This is a genomic window from Bradyrhizobium erythrophlei (assembly GCF_900129425.1).
Taxonomy (GTDB): Bacteria; Pseudomonadota; Alphaproteobacteria; order Rhizobiales; family Xanthobacteraceae; genus Bradyrhizobium; species Bradyrhizobium erythrophlei_C.
The window spans coordinates 2,998,328-3,015,124 of record NZ_LT670817.1 but is presented as its reverse complement, the minus strand read 5'-3'; the positions used below and the strand labels follow the sequence as shown (position 1 = coordinate 3,015,124).

The following is a 16,797-nucleotide window of genomic DNA, read 5'->3' as shown; positions in this document are numbered from 1 at the left end:
AGATGGGGGCCGCGATGGACGAGGAATCCGCTAGGGTGGTGGCCACTGTAGCAGCGATGAAATTGCTGCTAGGACGGCTGTATACGTATGTTTATACACTCGCCAAAATGAGCCCTGAAGATGTGCTGGAGGTTCATAGGGCATTGCGGGAATCGCTTCCGAAGCAGTCCCTGGTAAGGACGTCTGATCCAGCGCTTTCGGACATAATGTCGGACGAAGTGGCGCGCGAGATGGATAGATTTCTTCAGGGCGTAGAAAAACAGATTGCAGCGGCAAAGCCGCAATCCTGAGCAAACCGGACGATTAGGATTTATACGAGGGGTGTTTTGGAATCCCAGCGATTCCGTTTTGCATGCCTTGCGCTGTGGCCCGACTCACGAGCATCTTCGATCCGACTGAACTGCCAGTTGTTTCAGTGTTACAAGGTCCCTGTTGTTGGATTCGAGTGAATGAAGAACCTCAGCGAGCGTTATATGTGCTTTGATGCGTGGAGTTGAATAGCAATTCGGGAGAGTAGTTCTTGACCGCTGAGCGTGCGAACCGGCGATTGGCGGCGATACTCGCGGCTGATGTCACTGGGTATAGCTTGCAAATGGGCATCGACGAGGAAGGTACGCTGGCCCGGTTGAAGGCGGTCAGGAAGACTCTCATTGATCCTACGCTCGCCCGGCATCGCGGACGGATATTCAAGACCATGGGCGACGGGATCCTGGTTGAGTTTGCCAGCGCAGTGGATGCAGTACGTGGTGCTGTTGATATCCAACGTGCCATGACCAAACAAAATGCTTCTGTGCCGAAGAGCCAAAGAATCGAATTGCGGATCGGCATTCACGTGGGCGACATCATCATCGACGAGAACGATGTCTTCGGGGACGGCGTCAATATCGCCGCGCGCCTTGAAAGTATCGCCGAATCAGGAGGCATTTGCGTTTCGGGTACCGCACACGACCAAGTTCGCGACAAGTTGCCATTTTCTTTCGCTGACCTTGGCGATCAGACACTAAAGAATATCGCCCGTCCGGTTAGAGTTTACGGAATTGCGGCGAAGGGAATGATCGAGCCGCAGGAGTTGCAAAAAGAGGCGAATCTGGCAAAGCCGGTTTTGGTTTTTGTTAGTGGAATCAGAGGTCAGATTGGGACGACGACCGTTTCCAAAACCTTAGTTGACTATTGGAAGGCGAACCAGCTTGCCTTCCGGGTTTTTGACGCAAGCGGGTCCAGTAGTAACGCACTAGGTAGGTTCTTCCCGCAAGATACGCGTGTCGTCGATCTGACAGTGGTTGACGATCAAATGGCTGTTTTCGACACTCTTGCTGACGAGCCCAAAGTTACATTGGTTGAAATTGGCAGCAATCAGTTGATCCCGACTCTCCAGACGTTGGAGCGCATAGGCCTCATCGGTGCTGTTAAAAGTGGATCGCTCGACTTTAAATGTCTGTACGTCCACGATAATAAGGCGTCAGGTTTTGCCGATGTTCGTGAGTACTTTAGTGATGACCATTTTTATCCCGTCTTGAATGAGTTCATCAGTCAAGAAAATATCGGCGAGGCAGAAGCTCGAAACGGAACTGCGAATGTTGTGGTTACTGCTCTTCCTAGGCAGGCAATGGCAACCACAGAACGAGAATCTGCTAGCTATTTATCGTTTGTTGCCAACAAACTGCCGAATGGCGAAAACGCAAGATATTCCTTCGTTTTGCGTGGCTATGTACGACATTGGTTGGCTGGGATATGGGCTGACTACGACAGGATAGGGATATGGAAACTCCCGAAGGCGTCAAATTAGGTCCTTTGGTTCACGCACACATCAGCTATTACCTCGGCGGCGGCGGCGGCCTTTAAGCTCGATTTTTGAAATCGCCCGGCCAGCGACGGGCAAAATTCCGGTGGGCTAAAGGGGACCCGTTCGAATTTCCTCGCCACCGCCTCCCCCCAAACCATAGCCAGCTTTGCGTGCAGCGCCTCCGCCGTTTCCTCCGGGGACCCCCAATAGTGAACCCCCCGTCCTCGAGTAGGGCGGCGTCACGGGGCTTTAGGGGACGCAATTGGAAGTGTTACTCATCTAACTTGACGCGCTCCCACAATGATCCCACAAGGGGGCCATCCGAGCCGAAAAATCCAAGGTATCACGTCAATAGCAGGTGGGTTGAGCGTATCCTAGTTCCCCAGCCACACAGCCGTTGTACTTCATCAGGGACATGACTTCGCTGTCTCGCGGCGCGATGCGCCCGAGTCTTGATCGGGTTCGCCCTCGAAAACCAGAGGGCGCAGGGAATGCCGGGTGCGCGCTGCACCCGCGGTCTCGTGCGCAAAGAGAGTGGAGGTGCGCGCACGAGCATACAGGCTCAGCGGAGGCACCCAGCATCCCCTGCGTAGCGGCTTTACGGCTTATGCCGTGCTCTCCCCGGCGACGAATTCGTCTTGTCACCGTCGTCGGCGGATTCAGCGACAATTCAACCCGGTCGGGTTGAATTTGTCACCGCCGACTTGGCACCAGCAACGGGTGTCAGGACCACACGGTTTTGCCGTACGCTAAAACGTCGTTCGTCTTGCGCGCCTGCAAATCGCTCACGAGGTTCAACTCGCCCTGCGACCGCCATTCACGCCGACGCTCTCGCGTCCACCACATCCCATCCCACGTTCGTGACGACGCGCGACCGCCCCTCTTGTCGGAACAGGACGGCTGGAGTTAGGCCATTGATTTGGGGTCTCAGTGAAGCGGAATACTGCCCGTCGTGCCAATCTGCCGCAATCCGACGGGCAATCGGTTGGCTTGCCAAGCCGCCAACTGGCCAGATTGCCGAAAACAGGAGGGCGGTACCGAGTCGACGAGATCAGCTTCGCGCGGCGCCACCGCTGCCGAACAGGTTATTTCACCCGCTGGCGGGATCGTCCCCTGCTTGCGATGCCGGCGCCCAAGCCAGCGCCCAAGCCGCCAAGGCCAACTCCCGCGCCAACGATTGAAACTGGAGTTGAAGCCGCTCGTGACGCAAAGCGCAAACCACCTTCTTTCCTAGCGGCTGAAGGCGCTTTCCGACCTGTAGCCGACCTCGTCTCCTATCCCTGCGACCGGCAGCATGGTGGCGCGCAGCTTGCGGCGCGCAAGCTCGAGCCTTAGATCGGCGAGGAATGCGAGCGGCGCCAGCTGCACGGAGCGCTGAAACATGCGCACAATATCTGAAGGTGTCGCTGGCAAAAGGCACGAAGCGGCACCGACCGCGCGGCACGCTCTAATCTAGCCAGGAAGCTAGAGTGCGCGGGCGTCGATCGTGCGGCACGCGGACGTGCTGGTGCGAATGACCATGCACCTCTTTGGGTGACCGTGAAGGATTTCGCGGCCCGCAAGCGCCGCTAGGTGCCTACCCCGCTTTGCTGACTCGAGAAAATCGACGGCGATAGTCGGATGGCGTCAGGCCAACTATTTTACGGAAAACGCGGCGAAATCCGCCGACATCTTCATAGCCGACATTCAAGGCGATGTTGTCGACGCTCTTGCGTGAGAACTCCAGCATTTCTCGGGCACGGCTGATGCGAAGGCGCTGTTGATATTCGCTCGGCCGCATGCCTGTGGCTTGAATGAAGCGCCGCAGAAATGTTCGGGGTTCAAGTCCCGCACGGCGCGCGGCATCCGCCACCGTCACCGCGCTTTCGTGCGCCGCCAACCACTGCTGAACCTTCAATATCTGTTCGTCGCCATGCTTGGTCCGCGGCTCGAATCCGCTGTAGAAGCGCTGTTCCCTCCCGGGCGGATCGACATTCATGTAGCGCGCTGTTTCCACCATGATGGATGGGCCCAGAAACCTTTCGACCAGTCTGAGGCCGACATCCGCCCAGGCGAGTACGCCCCCGCCGGTCAGCACATCACCGTAGTCGATGACCATGCTGTCCGTTTGCGTTCGTATGTCGGGGAATTGCGCAACGAATTGATCGGTGAGTGCCCAATGGGTGGTGGCTTGTCGTCCGGCCAGCAGGCCGGTCCTTGCAAGGAGGAAGACGCCGCCGCAGACCGCCGCGAGGACCGTACCTTGGCTGTGCTTCTGCTGGAGCCACGGGACCAGAGGGCTGTCCGAAAGGTCCTTGGCCGGCGCCACGGTATTCCCGGGGATAAGCAGCACAGCGGGTGCGTTGGGAGAACCGGGGGCACTGTCATGGATGCACCCGATATCCCGGCTTTCCGTCGCCTGCCAATGGGTGAGACGCACGGGCGTTGTCTTCGCAGAGGTATGCGCCGCTGCGATATCGCCTGCATAGCTGAAGAGATCGGTCAACCCGTAGATTCCGGCACGAACCGTTCCGCCGTCGCAAACGAGGCCGATCTCCACCGGAGAGAATCCCGGCGCCGATTTGTCACTGCTTTTTGTCATTCTCATCTCTGACGGCAGCGCGTGGTTTTCCGTACCGTCCCCTTGCAACCGTTCGAGGGACACCATGAACCAAGCAATCAATATTCAAACCGAGGGCGGCGAGTTCAGCGCCTACGTTGCAAGACCGGTCGCGGACCTGGCCCCCGTAGTCATCGTGCTCCATGAGGTTTTCGGCGTCAACGAGGACATCCGGCTCACATGCTGTGAACTGGCCGGCAAAGGCTTCATTGCCATCGCCCCGGAGCTGTTCTGGCGACAGGATCGGGGCGTCGATCTTGGTACGTCGTCGCAGGCCGAATGGCGGAAGGGTCTAGAACTTTATGCCCACTATGATCGCAATGTCGGCGTGCGCGATGTCGTGGCGACCATGTGCGCGGCCAGGCAGCTGGAAGGCGCGTCCGGCAAGGTCGGCCTTTTGGGATTTTGCCTTGGCGGCCTGATGACCTACCTCACCGCGGCCCGTCACCGCCCGGACGCAGCGGTCGCGTATCACGGCGGCGACACCGAAAAATACCTCGGCGAAGCGCCGGGTATCTCGGCGCCGTTGCTGATGCACTTGGCCGAGGAAGACGAATTCATCAGCAAGATTGCGCAGGCCCAGATCAAAGCGGCACTCGCCGACGTGCCCAGCGCAGAAATCTTCAGCTATCCGAATTGCCATCACGCCTTCGCGCGTCACAACGGCCTTCACTACGACGCGCGGGCGGCTGCATTGGCAAACAGGCGAACCGAAACCTTCCTCAATCAGAATCTGAATTCGTCTTGAGGAAGACGACGCGTCGCAAGTGCAATCAAGTCCAACCCTCTTATCAAACCAAAGGAGATTACATTGACAAAACCAAGCATCGTTTTCGCGCATGGCCTCTGGGCTGACGGCTCATGCTTCAGCAAACTGATCCCCACGCTTCTGGCAGAAGGCCACGAAGTGATGGCGTCCCAGCACGGCCTCGACTCGCTCGCAACCGACGTCGCAGCCGTGAGGGCGTGCCTGGCGCGAGTGCGCAGCCCGGCGATCCTCGTGGGTCACTCATATGGCGGCACGCTGATTACGCATGCCGGGATTGATCCGCGCGTGGCCGGGCTCGTCTATATCGCGGCCCTCGCGCCGGATGCGGACGAAACCTCGCAGGGCCAGCAAGACAAATTCGCGAAAACCGATGTGTTCCAGCACATCGACGTGACGGACGGGCGTGTGTGGCTCAAGCCAAGCGGCATCGGCTGCTTCGCGGGAGACTTGCCGGAGGCGGAGCAGAAGCTCGTCTACGCGACGCAGGGCGTGCCGGTGGCGGACCTGTTCAACCAGAAAGCCGAAGGCACGGCATGGAAGACCAAGCCGAGCTGGTACATCGTCGCCAGCCAGGACCGCACCGTTAACCCCGAGCTGGAACGCTTCGCAGCGAAGCGCATGAAGGCAGCGACGATCGAAGTCACGTCCAGCCATGTCCCGATGCTCTCGAAGCCGGATGTGGTGCTCGATGTGATCCGCAAGGCTGCGAGCGCCGTGCCGGCACCCTAAGGCTGGAGCGCATTGAAGAAGAGACCGCCGCAAGGCCGTCTCTTTTTCAGTACGGCGCTGCGCAGAGAATTCTAAGGAACCTGCCGATTAAGAAACAGATGAATACGTCGTGTGCTTACACAAAATCTGAGGGCCAAGCATTTGGTCTGGCTGACAATTCACCGCTCAAATACCTACCTCTTAACGGGGCCGGCTTGAAGTCAGATGATGTACGGATCGGGCTCTTGCGTCGGGGCCAGGCAGAGACTTCGATATGTATCCAAGAACCCAGCCAGCCGTGTAAATCGAAACAATTTCAGATACCTACATCATCACCCTCCACGCAGATTCGAGACATCAGGCTCGAGATCGGTTGCCGCCTGTTCGAAATTCAGCGCCATTGACCGGCACGGACCGCACCCCTGCGGTCGGACTCGGCCGCGTGCTCGGAGGTCCATTGCGCGCCGAACCGGCATACCTGCTGCAGCTCCGGCCGCACGCGCAGCAGCGGAGCCAGCCCGCTCAAGGTATCGACCGGGTGCGCCAGGAGCATGCGCTGAGCCTCGACTTTGATCCGCGCGGCCACACGAGTGATCCGCGCGGCCATGCGCTGGCGTCCGCCCGCGCCTATTTCCAATTCAGCCACCCGCAAGGAGGAAATAGCCATTATGATCGATCGGGACCGCCCTCGGCATCGCGAGACCGGAGGAATTCTGCCGCGGCGCGACGCTGTATTGCAGCAGTCGTCACGGCTCCGACGAAGCCGCCAAACAGCCATGAGCAAGCCCTTCTCCCGCCGCGACTTTCTTGGCGCCGCGCTCGCCGCCGGGGTGCTGCCCATCTTGCCCGTCGGGGCGCGCGCCGCTTCCCCGTCGCCGAAGCGTCTCGTCGCCGGAACCCGCACGCTCGAAGTGAACGGCCGGCCGGCCCGAGTCTTCCGGCTCGTCGGCCCTGATGGACGTCCGGGCATTCGCCTCGACCCCGGCGACCGGTTCCACGTCGAGCTGGCTAACGAGACAGGCTCGCGAACGCTCGTCCATTGGCATGGACAGCTCCCGCCCTGGACGCAGGACGGCTTCCCATGGCCGCAAACGCCGCCGATCGCAAACGGCGCGGTCCAGACCTATGACTATGCTCCAATACCCGGCACCTACTGGATGCATTCGCATCACGACATGCAGGAGCAAAGCCTGATGACCGCGCCGCTCATCGTGCATGACGTCGCTGAGCTTCGCGAAGACCGGCAGGAAATCGTTCTCATGCTGCACGACTTCACCTTCCGAACGCCGGACGAGGTGCTCGCCGGCCTCACCGGCACGAGCGCGGCCACAGCGCAAGCCATGGCGCGAACGGTCGAGAGCGGCCCTCGCGAGAGCGGCAGCAATGCGCCGACACAGCGCATGGCCGGCATGGCTGGCGGCGCTCCCGGCGCGGCGATGCCGGGAATGGCCATGTCGGTGCAAGGCCACATGCGGATGGATCTGAATGACGTGCACTACGATGCCTTCCTCGCCAACGATCGAACACTCGCCGATCCGGAGGTCGTGCGCGTCGAACGTGGCGGCCGGATCCGGCTCCGCGTCATCAATGGCGCGTCCTCAAGCCAGTTCTGGGTCGATCTCGGCGGGCTGGTCGGCCGCGTGGTCGCGACCGACGGCCACCCCGTGCATCCCGTCGCGGGCAGCCGCTTCCCCATCGCGATGGCCCAGCGCCTCGATATCCTTATCGATCTGCCAGGGGACGGCGCGTTTCCAATTCTTGCCCAGCTGGAAGGCGCGGATCGACAGACCGGAATCGTCCTCGCTACGGCAGGCGCACCGATTTCACGGATAGCAGATGCGGCCGAAGCCGCCCCGCCGGTCGACAATTCGCTGGAAGCCCGGCTTACGGCGGTGGAGCCGCTGCCGCCACGCCCCGCGGATATTGTCCGGACGATCGCGCTCGGCGGCGGGATGAAGCCCTATGCATGGTCCATGAACGGCGAATACTGGCCCCAGGTCACGCCGCTGATGCTGAGCAAGGGGCAACGCGTCGAGATCGATCTGGTCAACCGCACGATGATGGCGCATCCGATCCACCTGCACGGCCACGTGTTCCAGGTGATCGCCATCGATGGCCGGCCGATCCAGGGAGCCGTCCGCGACACCGTGCTGGTCGGGCCGACGACGGGGCGCGTCCGGATCGCGTTCGACGCCGACAACCCCGGTCGTTGGGCGTTCCACTGTCACAACCTCTACCACATGATGACCGGCATGATGATGGAGTTCAGGTATCAGGGGATCGCCGCCTGACGACCTCTTTCTTGTCGTCAAGCCGGATATTGACGATGATCTCTCAATAGCACGCTTACCGCGGAGGACACTCGAATGATGCTCGATTGGAATGAATATCGCAAACAGCTGGCGACCGGGGTGAAAGAGATCGGTCAGCTCAGCCCCGACACCCTCAAGGGATATATCGGGCTCAGCTCGGCGGGCCAGAAGACGGACTTGCTCGGAGCGAAAGTCCGCGAGCTTATTGCCCTTGCGGTCGCTGTCACGGCGCGCTGTGACGGCTGCATCACGGTCCATACCGAAGCCGCCATTCGTCGCGGCGCAACCAGGGAGGAGATTGCGGAAGCGCTGGGTGTCGCAATCACGGTAAATGCGGGGGCGGCGCTGGTCTACTCGGCACGCGTGATGGACGCGGTCAAGGAATATCCGCGCGAACCTTCACCGCATGAATGAGATGATACCGCGAAAGCCCGCCAGCGGGCTAAACGGATCCCGATATCGCTAATCGGATCGCCGCCTCTCCCCGACCGGCAACCGCTTGCGCCGAAAGGCGATCCCGGCGCCTTGCTGTTTGGGGTATAAGACGGGAATATGCGCCCGCCAAAGTCGTGATTGCCTGATACCTGGCGGCCGGCCGGGAGACGTCTGTTCATCGCGCCGAAAGAGACGACACGAATGTGAACCACTTCACACGATCAAAAGGCAAAAGAAGCCAGAGTTAGATTGTGGACATGCAAGTAGTGCGGCAGATGATCGGCTGCTTGCTTTGAGGAGGGACTCTACCCATGCGTCGCGATTTAACGATCAAGTCGGGCAATCTGGCCGGCACTTCGGATTTCAGGGTCGTCGCGCCAATCAAGAAGGGGCTGATTCCTTCTCTCGACACCATGACCTACAAAACCCGCGTCAAGCTGGTGCTGCGCGGGCTGCATGCCGGGCGCGCAGGCGGCTTCGAATACGAGTTGGCCCGCATATTGTCCGACGCCGTAGAGCGCGTGGGGGTCATTCATTCGGTCGGCATCGCCGTCCTCGAACCCGAGGACAATGTCCTGCTCACGGCAACGTTCGACGGCGCGTGGGAATCCTATGTACGAGTCATCTGGCAAAAGGTGTCGCGACTGCTCGACCTCGTCTTCTGCAACACCGAGGATTACGTTCTCGGTTACGAGAACAGTTACGAACAATGGGGCAAATGGCTGAAAAGGTCACAGAGCGAGGCCTACTTTCTCTATGCCACGCCCGACCTGACCGTGGACGATACCCGCTACCTGCGTATGCAGGAACGGGTGTACCGCCGCAAAGCCGGCGATGCCGCCGATTCGCGCGTCACGCGGATCAGAATTCCCGCGGCCGAGGAAATCGCGCGACAGTCCATTTTCGGCAAGGGCGGCGGGATCGGCACCGACCCCACCAACGCAGGATTCGGTGAGCCGCTGAAAAAACAGTACGCGGGGATGCAGCCGTTCCGTCAGGGCGTCAAGAGCCTGGTCGGCCTGTACCGGCTGGCCGACCTGTTTCCGCCCGGCACCAAGGACGGTGAGGTCCTGCATCGCGCGGCGCGAGAACTTCTGCCGGAATTCCTCGACATGGTCGGAGACGGCGCCTACCAGATGGGCATCCTCCGCACGCTGAACCGCTTTGACGAGGCGCTGGCCTGGGTGATGCGGAATCCTTATCCCCTGCCGGAGGTGAGGCGCGGACTGCCGCTGGAGCCCCCCGCAGAGCCGCCGCTGGACGCTGACAACGTGCAGGGTGGGATCGTGAGCGCTTACACCGACGTGCATCACGGATGCCTGCTTCTGCTCGGCTTCGAAGGGCCGGCGGCGCTGGCAGCGTTGTTGAAGGTCCTGCCCTTCACGTCGGAGGCCCGTGAGCTGGAGCCGGGACACATCGCCACCAATATTTCCTTTACGGTCGAAGGCCTGCGCGTCGCCGGTCTGTCGGACGACGAAGTGCGCCTTCTTCCCGACGAGTTCGTACAAGGCATGGAACGCCGCGCCGGCCTGCTGGGGGATTTGCGCATCAACCATCCCCATCGCTGGCGTCTGCCGGCGCTCAACTGGCATCTCGGAGTGGACGCGCCCGACCTTGCTGAAGACGACCCAGCCCCCCGCATCGACCTCAGTGCCGTTCACGCGGTCGTCCAGGTTCGGCTGCGCGGCCCGCATGAACATGTGGCAAGGTCGAGGGCGCAGTTGATGGACGCAATGCAAAAACTGGTTGCCAGCCACCCCGGCGTGACGCCGCTGTCCCTGCAATGGATGAAACGGCAACGGAATTCGGCTGGTGACGTCGAGGAGCACTTCGGCTTTGTCGATGGCACGTCCAACCCCGAACTCAGTGAGAGCAACGCGGGCAAGCGCTTTTCCAACCACGTCAATCTGGGCGAGATCTTATGCGGCTATCCAAACCTGTCCGACAACTCGGGTGGGGACAAGGACGCGCGGGACTTCATCCCGTCACTGCTCCACGACGGCAGCTTTTTGGCGCTGCGCAAGCTGCGGCAGGATGTCGAGGCGCTTAACGAAGCCTTGGACGCCGCGCAGGCGCAAGCCGCGGCCGCAGGGCAGCCACTGACACGCGAAGACTTCATGGCCAAAATGATGGGCCGCTGGCCCGGCGGCCACCCGAAAGCCGGTCAGCCACTGGCCGCGGTCCTCGGCCCGCCTTCAAAGGATTCAAATGACTTCCATTTCGACGCGGACAAGAATGGCGAGCTGTGCCCGTTTCATGCCCACATCCGGCGCGCGAATCCGCGGATCAGGAACCCCGAAGCCGGCAGCCGGCCGCCCCGCTTCGTTCGCCGGGGCATGTCCTACGGTCCACATCTCCGCCGGACGACCGACCCGGAGATTTTGAGGGACAGCCTCGATCAGGAGCGCGGGCTGATCTTCATGGCCTACAATGCCAATCTCGGTGAGCAGTTCGAACTGGTGCAACGTTGGCTAAACGGTGCAAATAGCTCGGGGTCGTATTCAGGCCAGAGCGATCCCCTGTTCGGCGTCGCCGAACCCGGCCGGCGCCGCCATTTCCGGTTCGAGCACGAGGGGCAAACGATCCGCATGCCGCTCGACGGATCCGATCGGCTTACCGACGAGCCTCGTCCCTTCGTGCGCCTGGAGTGGGGAACCTATTTGTTCGCGCCCTCCAGGAAGGCGCTTGCAAGCCTGCAGGAGCGAGCCGCGGCGCAGGGCTGCAAGCGGGCCGTGATATGGAGTGCGGACGCGGGCGAAAGGGAAATCGCGCGGCTGCGCGACATCGAAAACCGCCTCGGCGAGGCCGAAGCCATCACTGCCTGGAAAATCGCGCTCGAAGATCCTGATGCCGCCATCAACTTCACCACCGCATCGATCTGGGCGGCGATTCGCGAGCGCCACGGCGGCGTGCTGCAAACACCGTTTGCCGTCCTGGTGGCAGAGCGAAGCATGGTTGATCAGGTGCTGCTGGATCCCGGGCACAACCTGTCGGTCCGTGGTTATCTCCCCCGCATGAAGCATTCTTTCGGCGAAATCTATCTCGGGCTGGATGCTGGTCAGGACGGGGCCTACGAGCGCGGTTCTGCGGCGTGCAATGACGCCATCATGGCCCTCGATCGGCAATCAACGTTCAAGCAAGCCCGAGAATCGACCAGGACCGCTCTGCAAAAGCTGGTCGACGAAGCCATCGGCTACGCAACGCACGACGGAGAGTCGAGCTGGGACCTGACGGTGGACGTGCGCGAACTGGCTGACTCGCTGCTCGCCGACTTCTGCGAGGAGTGGTACGGGCTTACGCACGATGACAATTTGTTCCGTCGCAGCGGCTACCGCTGGGATTGGCAGGTGGGCCAACCGCCGACCTACCCGGGTCACTTTCAAGCCCCTTCGCGCTACTTCTTCCAACCGCGCCCGGGTCCGACCGTGAAGGAAATCGGCGAAGCACACGGTCTCGCTTTGCGAAGCGCGACGCTCGAACTCCTGCGCAGCCGGGGCGATCAAATCAAGGCGCCGATAGCACGCGCGATACTCGACTCCCAACCGGGCAAGGATCTCGATTTCGCCGCACGCACGCTTGTCGGCGCCGTGATTGGTTTTGTTCCGACCGTCAACGGCAATATTATGCGGGTCTTGAACGAGTGGTTGCGCGAGGGCACTCTGTGGTCATTGCGCGCGCGCCTTGGCGGTACCGAGGCAGCGGACTTCCTGGATGCTTGCAATCGTCTGGGCGCAAGCTTCATTCCAGCGATGCAGTTGCGCACCGCACCCGAACTATTGTGGCGAACCGCAACAGTCGCGCACACAATAGGTCAAGGACCGCATCAGGTGGCCGTCAATCCAGGCGACATCGTTGTTGCCGGTGCGATCTCCGCCACGCAACAAAACCTGCAGGAGGGCCGCCCGGACCTTCATCACGCCTTCGGCGGCAACCGCAGGGCGAAGGACCACCCGACACATGCCTGTCCCGGAGCTGACCCGGCCCTCGCCGTGATGCTTGGTTTCTTCAGCGCTCTGGTGGAGTCACCGCTGCCGCTGCGGGCCGGACCGGCCCCGCTGACGCTCGCCCTGGATGGCAGGTTGCCGCCTCCCGATGAAGACTTCGAGGTGAGGCTGCGAAGTACCATTCCGCTCGCGCAAGCCGATGACTTTGAACTCCAGGCCAGGAACAGACTGCGGCGGAGCAGGACGGCAACGCCGCTGCTGGCGATCGGCGATTCCTGGCTTTTCGATCAGTGGGAGCGCGACTTCGGTGTCGTGAGGCCCAACCTGACCAATTCGCTTCTCAAGCTGGGTTATAGGGACAACGCGAGCAGTACTTCTGAATTCGTGTCCGCCGGCAGGGCGTTCGGCGAGATGGCCAGGGCGCCATTTCTAAAGGACGTGACGAACTATCTCGCCGATGAGCCTGATATAGAGGCCATCCTTATCGGTGGGGGCGGCAACGATCTGGTGTCCGGCCTTCCGCCGCCATTGTACAGGATGTTAAAGCCGCCGGGATCTGGAGAGAACCCCCTCGATGAAGCGGAGGTTTCCAGCTTTTTTGACGGCGCGCTGGTCAGCTATTACGACACGGTCATCAAGACGCTGGCCGCAAACACCGACATCCCGATCCTCATCCACGGATACGATCATCCGATTCCCGATGGCAGAGGGGATACACTCCTCATCGCCACGTCAGGACCGTGGCTGCTGCCTATCTTCGAGCTTCGCGGCTACGACCTCATCCACAACAGTGGCCATTTAACTCTGGCGAGGGAGGTCATGCAGCGCGTGTTCGACCGGCTCAATGCCGCGGTCAAAAAGGTCGCAGCCGCCTATCCGAACCGCGCCTTCTACGTCAAGCTGACCGGAACCCTGGCGGAAAAGTTCGGAGCTGCCGATAAATACCAGCAGCTATGGCGCGACGAGTTGCACCCCAATGAGCAAGGCTTCGATCTGCTGGCGGCGCGGATTGCCGAGCAACTGAAGGACCTCAATGTCGGCTGAGTGATGCGCTGGTTTCGAGCCCGGCGGTTGCCTGTGACGCGTGCCAGTGCATGCCCATCGCGCGCAACGCCGCGGTGGCTTGGGCGATCGTCCGGCAGGCTGCTTCGGCATGCCCCTGTCGGGAGAGAATCTCTCCGCGCACGATCTGGTTCAATGCGGACTCGCGGGGCGAAGCGCGCAATTTTGCGGAGTTTTCAGCGCGCCGCAGCCAACGCTGGCTGGTAGTAAAGTCGTCGTCGCGCGCGGCCGCGATTCGCGCCATCGCTCGGCATGTCGCCGCCTCGCCCAGCCGCTCTCCCTCGCGTGCACGGCGCAGCACATGTGCAGCGAATCGTCGCGCGCCAGCGATGTCCCCTTCCGCGGCACAGGCTTCGACCAGCCAACCATAGTAAAGCGAGGTGTAGAACTGGCCACCCCGCGCTTCAATCCATTGGACGGCATCGCGCAGTTGCTGCAGACCGGCAGCGTTCCCGCGCGCCCAGCGTGCAAAGCCGGACGCCGCGCGACAAACCACCAACAGCAACAGGGCCTGCGTATTCTCGGCAATTCGCGCGCTCTCGGCAGCGACGCGCTCGGCTTCCTCCCAGCGTCCCTGCCAAACCAGAGAGACGGCCACCCAGTTGCGCACGGAATTCGCCACCGGATGGGTCGATTCGCCGAGCAAGCTCATCGCCTCCCCAAGGCAGACGTTCGCATCATCGAATTCGCCGCGATCGGCAAGCACGCTCGCCTTGCACGATAGCGCGTAAGCCGAGCCGATGGCGATGCCGCCGCCAGGACGGCTGCGCTGCTGCTTGGCCGAGACGGCGGCGTCCAACAGGGTGATCGCCTGGTCGTATTGACAAGTCGCGGCGAGTATCTGTCCCAGCGAAGCTTCGATCTGAGCCGCCAGGCGCTGGTCGCCCGACTCGCGCGCCAGCGTCAACGCCTGCCGCGCGTGGTACTCGCCTTCTCGGAAGCGTCCGAAGCCATAGCACATGTAGCCCAGCCAATAATGCCCACGCGTTACCGCATTCGCATCGCCCAGCGAGCGCGCCAGCGCCACCGCCCGTTCGAAGATGGTGACGTCGTCGCTGAGCGACAGTGGATCGAATATGCTGACCATGCCCAGTTTGTTGGCCAGCAGACACCAGCGCAGCGACTGCTCGCGCGTGCGATTCGAAACGCGGTCCAGCGTTTCCATGGCGACCTGATATTGCGCACGCGCGCGATCCAGCGCAAACGCAGCCATGGCCTTATCGCCGGCGCGCTCGGCATAATGCGCAGCATGTTCCCAATGGCCGGCGCCGCGCGAATGGTGGGCCAAGGCTTCGAGGGTATCTTCGCGATCGGTCTGTCCGGACCGCGCCAGCAGCGCGATTTCGACGCGCTGGTGCAATGCCTGGCGTTCGCGCAGGCCGATGGCCTCATAGACCGCATCCCTGGTGATGCCGTGTTTGAAGCGAAGCCCGCCGGCCGCCGGCGCAGCATAAAGAAAATCCGCGTCCGCCAGCGCTCGCATCGTGGCCGGATCGGGCGCGCCGTCGCAAGCCGAAGCCAGCAACCAGTTCGGCACCGCGTTGCCGATGACCGCGGCGGCACGCACCACGTTTACCTGCTCCGGCGGCAAGCGAGCCAGCCGGGAGGCCACCAGCGTGGCCACCCATCCGTGCGTGCCGCGGCCTTCCAGCGAATACGACGGATTTCCGGCGGCAACTGAATGGCACAGTTCCTCAATGAACAAAGGCACGCCGCCGGCATAGCCGTGGATGCGCGCCACCAGGAACGGGTCGGCATGTGGCACCCAGCGTCGCACGGCAAGATCGGTCTCGCTTCCTTGAAACGGCTCCAGCGACAGATGGGGCGCGCCGGAAATCCACTCAGCGCCGTCGTCGCGCGGCCGGCTGGCCAGGATGACGCGCGGGCCTGCATTCAATTGCAGCAGCGCCTCCATCAACTGGCGACTGGCGTCGTCGGCCCATTGCCAGTCGTCGATAATCAGCACCAGGTCAGTCTTCGCGGATAATGCCGTAAAGAAGACGAGGAGGTCGCCGACCACGCCGCTGGCGGTCAAGCGGCCGCCGCCTGCTTCGACGCCGCCCGACACCAGTGCAAGGATCGATTTGGCGCGCGGCCCGAGTTCGGCAATCCACGGCTGCAGCGCAGTGTCAGCGGCCGTTGCGGCCTCGTCTTCCGGCATGTCCGCCTGGATTCCGAAGAAGGCCCGCAAGATCTGCAAAAACGGCTGCAAGACCTCGGCGCCGAGATAGCTTTCGCAGCTGCCGCGCAGCAGCGTGAGGGCGCCGCCTTCATGCCGGTGCAGCACTTCCTCCAGCAGCCGCGTCTTGCCGAGCCCGGGGCCACTGACGACGAGCACACAGCGTTGCGCGACCGGGGATGCAGCACTCAGGAAATCCGTCAGAAAAGTCGCGACTTCGCCGCGGCCGATGAAGGGCGTCAGGCCGCGGCGAGCGGTGGCTTCGAAACGCCGGGTGGCCGAGCTGCGTCCGAGCACGGCATGCACCTGGAGAAGCCCGAATTCCGGACCGGCATCGCGGGGCCCTTCGCCAAGTTCAAAGAAGTTGGCGTTGGGTCCAAGGGCGTCAAGGGTGACCAGGATCTGGCCGGGTGCGGCATGCTGGGACAGATGGGCCGCGGTGTTGACCACGTCGCCGATCAGATCAAACCGGCCCCATTCGATATCGCCTTCAGACAGCAGCAAGGTACCGGCATGGATGCCCGAATGCATTCGCAACGGCAGACGAGCCGGCAACAAGCCGTCGTGCTGCACCTGCCCAACCCATTCGTGGATATCGAGGGCGGCCTCTGCGGCACGCCGACCGTCGTCCTCGCCGGAGCTTGGGTAGCCGAAGACTGCGAGGACGCCGTCACCCTGCGTTCTGATCACGCGGCCGCCGTGCTTGGCCGCAGCTCGATGCCAGATCGCGCGCAGTTTGCCCAGGAGCTCGGAGAAGTACTCCGACTCCATTTCCCTGCCCAACACGGTGGATCCCACCAAGTCGGCGAAAAGGACCGTCAACCGATGACGTTCGCCCTTGGGAGAAACAGCAGTTTCGGTGGACTTTGCGTTCATCGTCGCTGTGGTAGCCGAACGTTCCTGGACGGCAGGTCCGGTCTTTGGCTAACGCCATACCGGATGCCACTCCTTTATCCTATACCCCAGCGATGTCTAGACAAACCCCTGCTCTCAGAGCCGAAGCCGA

At 61.8% G+C, this 16,797-nt stretch carries 11 protein-coding genes; 7 read left to right on the top strand and 4 right to left on the bottom strand.

Annotated elements, in window-relative coordinates; all coding sequences use genetic code 11:
- The first annotated feature begins 14 nt into the window (after window positions 1-14).
- Together B5527_RS13960 and B5527_RS47345 are read left to right on the top strand one after the other, a co-directional pair.
- Entirely contained in the window at window positions 15-290 is a 276-nt protein-coding gene (locus B5527_RS13960) for a hypothetical protein (RefSeq protein ID WP_154072211.1), read from the top strand.
- Between the two features lie 230 nt (window positions 291-520).
- Complete coding sequence (locus B5527_RS47345) at window positions 521-1,786, top strand: adenylate/guanylate cyclase domain-containing protein (RefSeq protein WP_338065103.1); 1,266 nt, start codon at window positions 521-523, stop codon at window positions 1,784-1,786.
- A 1,227-nt stretch (window positions 1,787-3,013) separates the two neighbouring features.
- On the opposite strand, the gene B5527_RS13950 is transcribed toward B5527_RS47345, so the two are convergent.
- Window positions 3,014-3,196 carry a helix-turn-helix domain-containing protein gene (locus B5527_RS13950; protein ID WP_276329331.1) on the bottom strand — a complete coding sequence of 61 codons (183 nt, stop codon included), beginning with the start codon at window positions 3,194-3,196 and terminating at the stop codon, window positions 3,014-3,016.
- Window positions 3,197-3,359: 163 nt separating this feature from the next.
- The gene (locus B5527_RS13945) at window positions 3,360-4,445 is read right to left on the bottom strand and encodes a GlxA family transcriptional regulator (protein ID WP_245332608.1); all 1,086 of its coding nucleotides are present in this window, start codon (window positions 4,443-4,445) and stop codon (window positions 3,360-3,362) included.
- Between B5527_RS13945 and B5527_RS13940 the strand changes: the two genes are divergently transcribed.
- Entirely contained in the window at window positions 4,429-5,130 is a 702-nt protein-coding gene (locus B5527_RS13940; RefSeq protein WP_079601834.1) for a dienelactone hydrolase family protein, read from the top strand. The genes B5527_RS13945 and B5527_RS13940 overlap by 17 nt on opposite strands.
- A gap of 63 nt (window positions 5,131-5,193) precedes the next feature.
- Window positions 5,194-5,880, top strand: a complete 687-nt coding sequence (locus B5527_RS13935; protein ID WP_079601832.1) for an alpha/beta fold hydrolase — start codon at window positions 5,194-5,196, stop codon at window positions 5,878-5,880.
- Window positions 5,881-6,250: 370 nt separating this feature from the next.
- On the opposite strand, the gene B5527_RS13930 is transcribed toward B5527_RS13935, so the two are convergent.
- The gene (locus B5527_RS13930) at window positions 6,251-6,466 is read right to left on the bottom strand and encodes a hypothetical protein (RefSeq protein WP_079601831.1); all 216 of its coding nucleotides are present in this window, start codon (window positions 6,464-6,466) and stop codon (window positions 6,251-6,253) included.
- Between B5527_RS13930 and B5527_RS13925 the strand changes: the two genes are divergently transcribed.
- The 3 genes from B5527_RS13925 to B5527_RS13915 all read left to right on the top strand — a co-directional run bounded on the left by B5527_RS13925 (window position 6,450) and on the right by B5527_RS13915 (window position 13,594).
- Window positions 6,450-8,150 carry a multicopper oxidase family protein gene (locus B5527_RS13925; protein WP_245332607.1) on the top strand — a complete coding sequence of 567 codons (1,701 nt, stop codon included), beginning with the start codon at window positions 6,450-6,452 and terminating at the stop codon, window positions 8,148-8,150. The genes B5527_RS13930 and B5527_RS13925 overlap by 17 nt on opposite strands.
- 78 nt (window positions 8,151-8,228) lie before the next feature.
- Window positions 8,229-8,585 carry a carboxymuconolactone decarboxylase family protein gene (locus tag B5527_RS13920; protein WP_079607273.1) on the top strand — a complete coding sequence of 119 codons (357 nt, stop codon included), beginning with the start codon at window positions 8,229-8,231 and terminating at the stop codon, window positions 8,583-8,585.
- Between the two features lie 332 nt (window positions 8,586-8,917).
- Window positions 8,918-13,594, top strand: coding sequence for a Dyp-type peroxidase domain-containing protein (locus B5527_RS13915; RefSeq protein ID WP_079601829.1), 4,677 nt, complete (start codon window positions 8,918-8,920; stop codon window positions 13,592-13,594).
- Here the strand turns inward: B5527_RS13915 and B5527_RS13910 are convergent.
- Window positions 13,581-16,667 carry an ATP-binding protein gene (locus B5527_RS13910; protein WP_079601828.1) on the bottom strand — a complete coding sequence of 1,029 codons (3,087 nt, stop codon included), beginning with the start codon at window positions 16,665-16,667 and terminating at the stop codon, window positions 13,581-13,583. The genes B5527_RS13915 and B5527_RS13910 overlap by 14 nt on opposite strands.
- Window positions 16,668-16,797 lie beyond the last annotated feature (130 nt).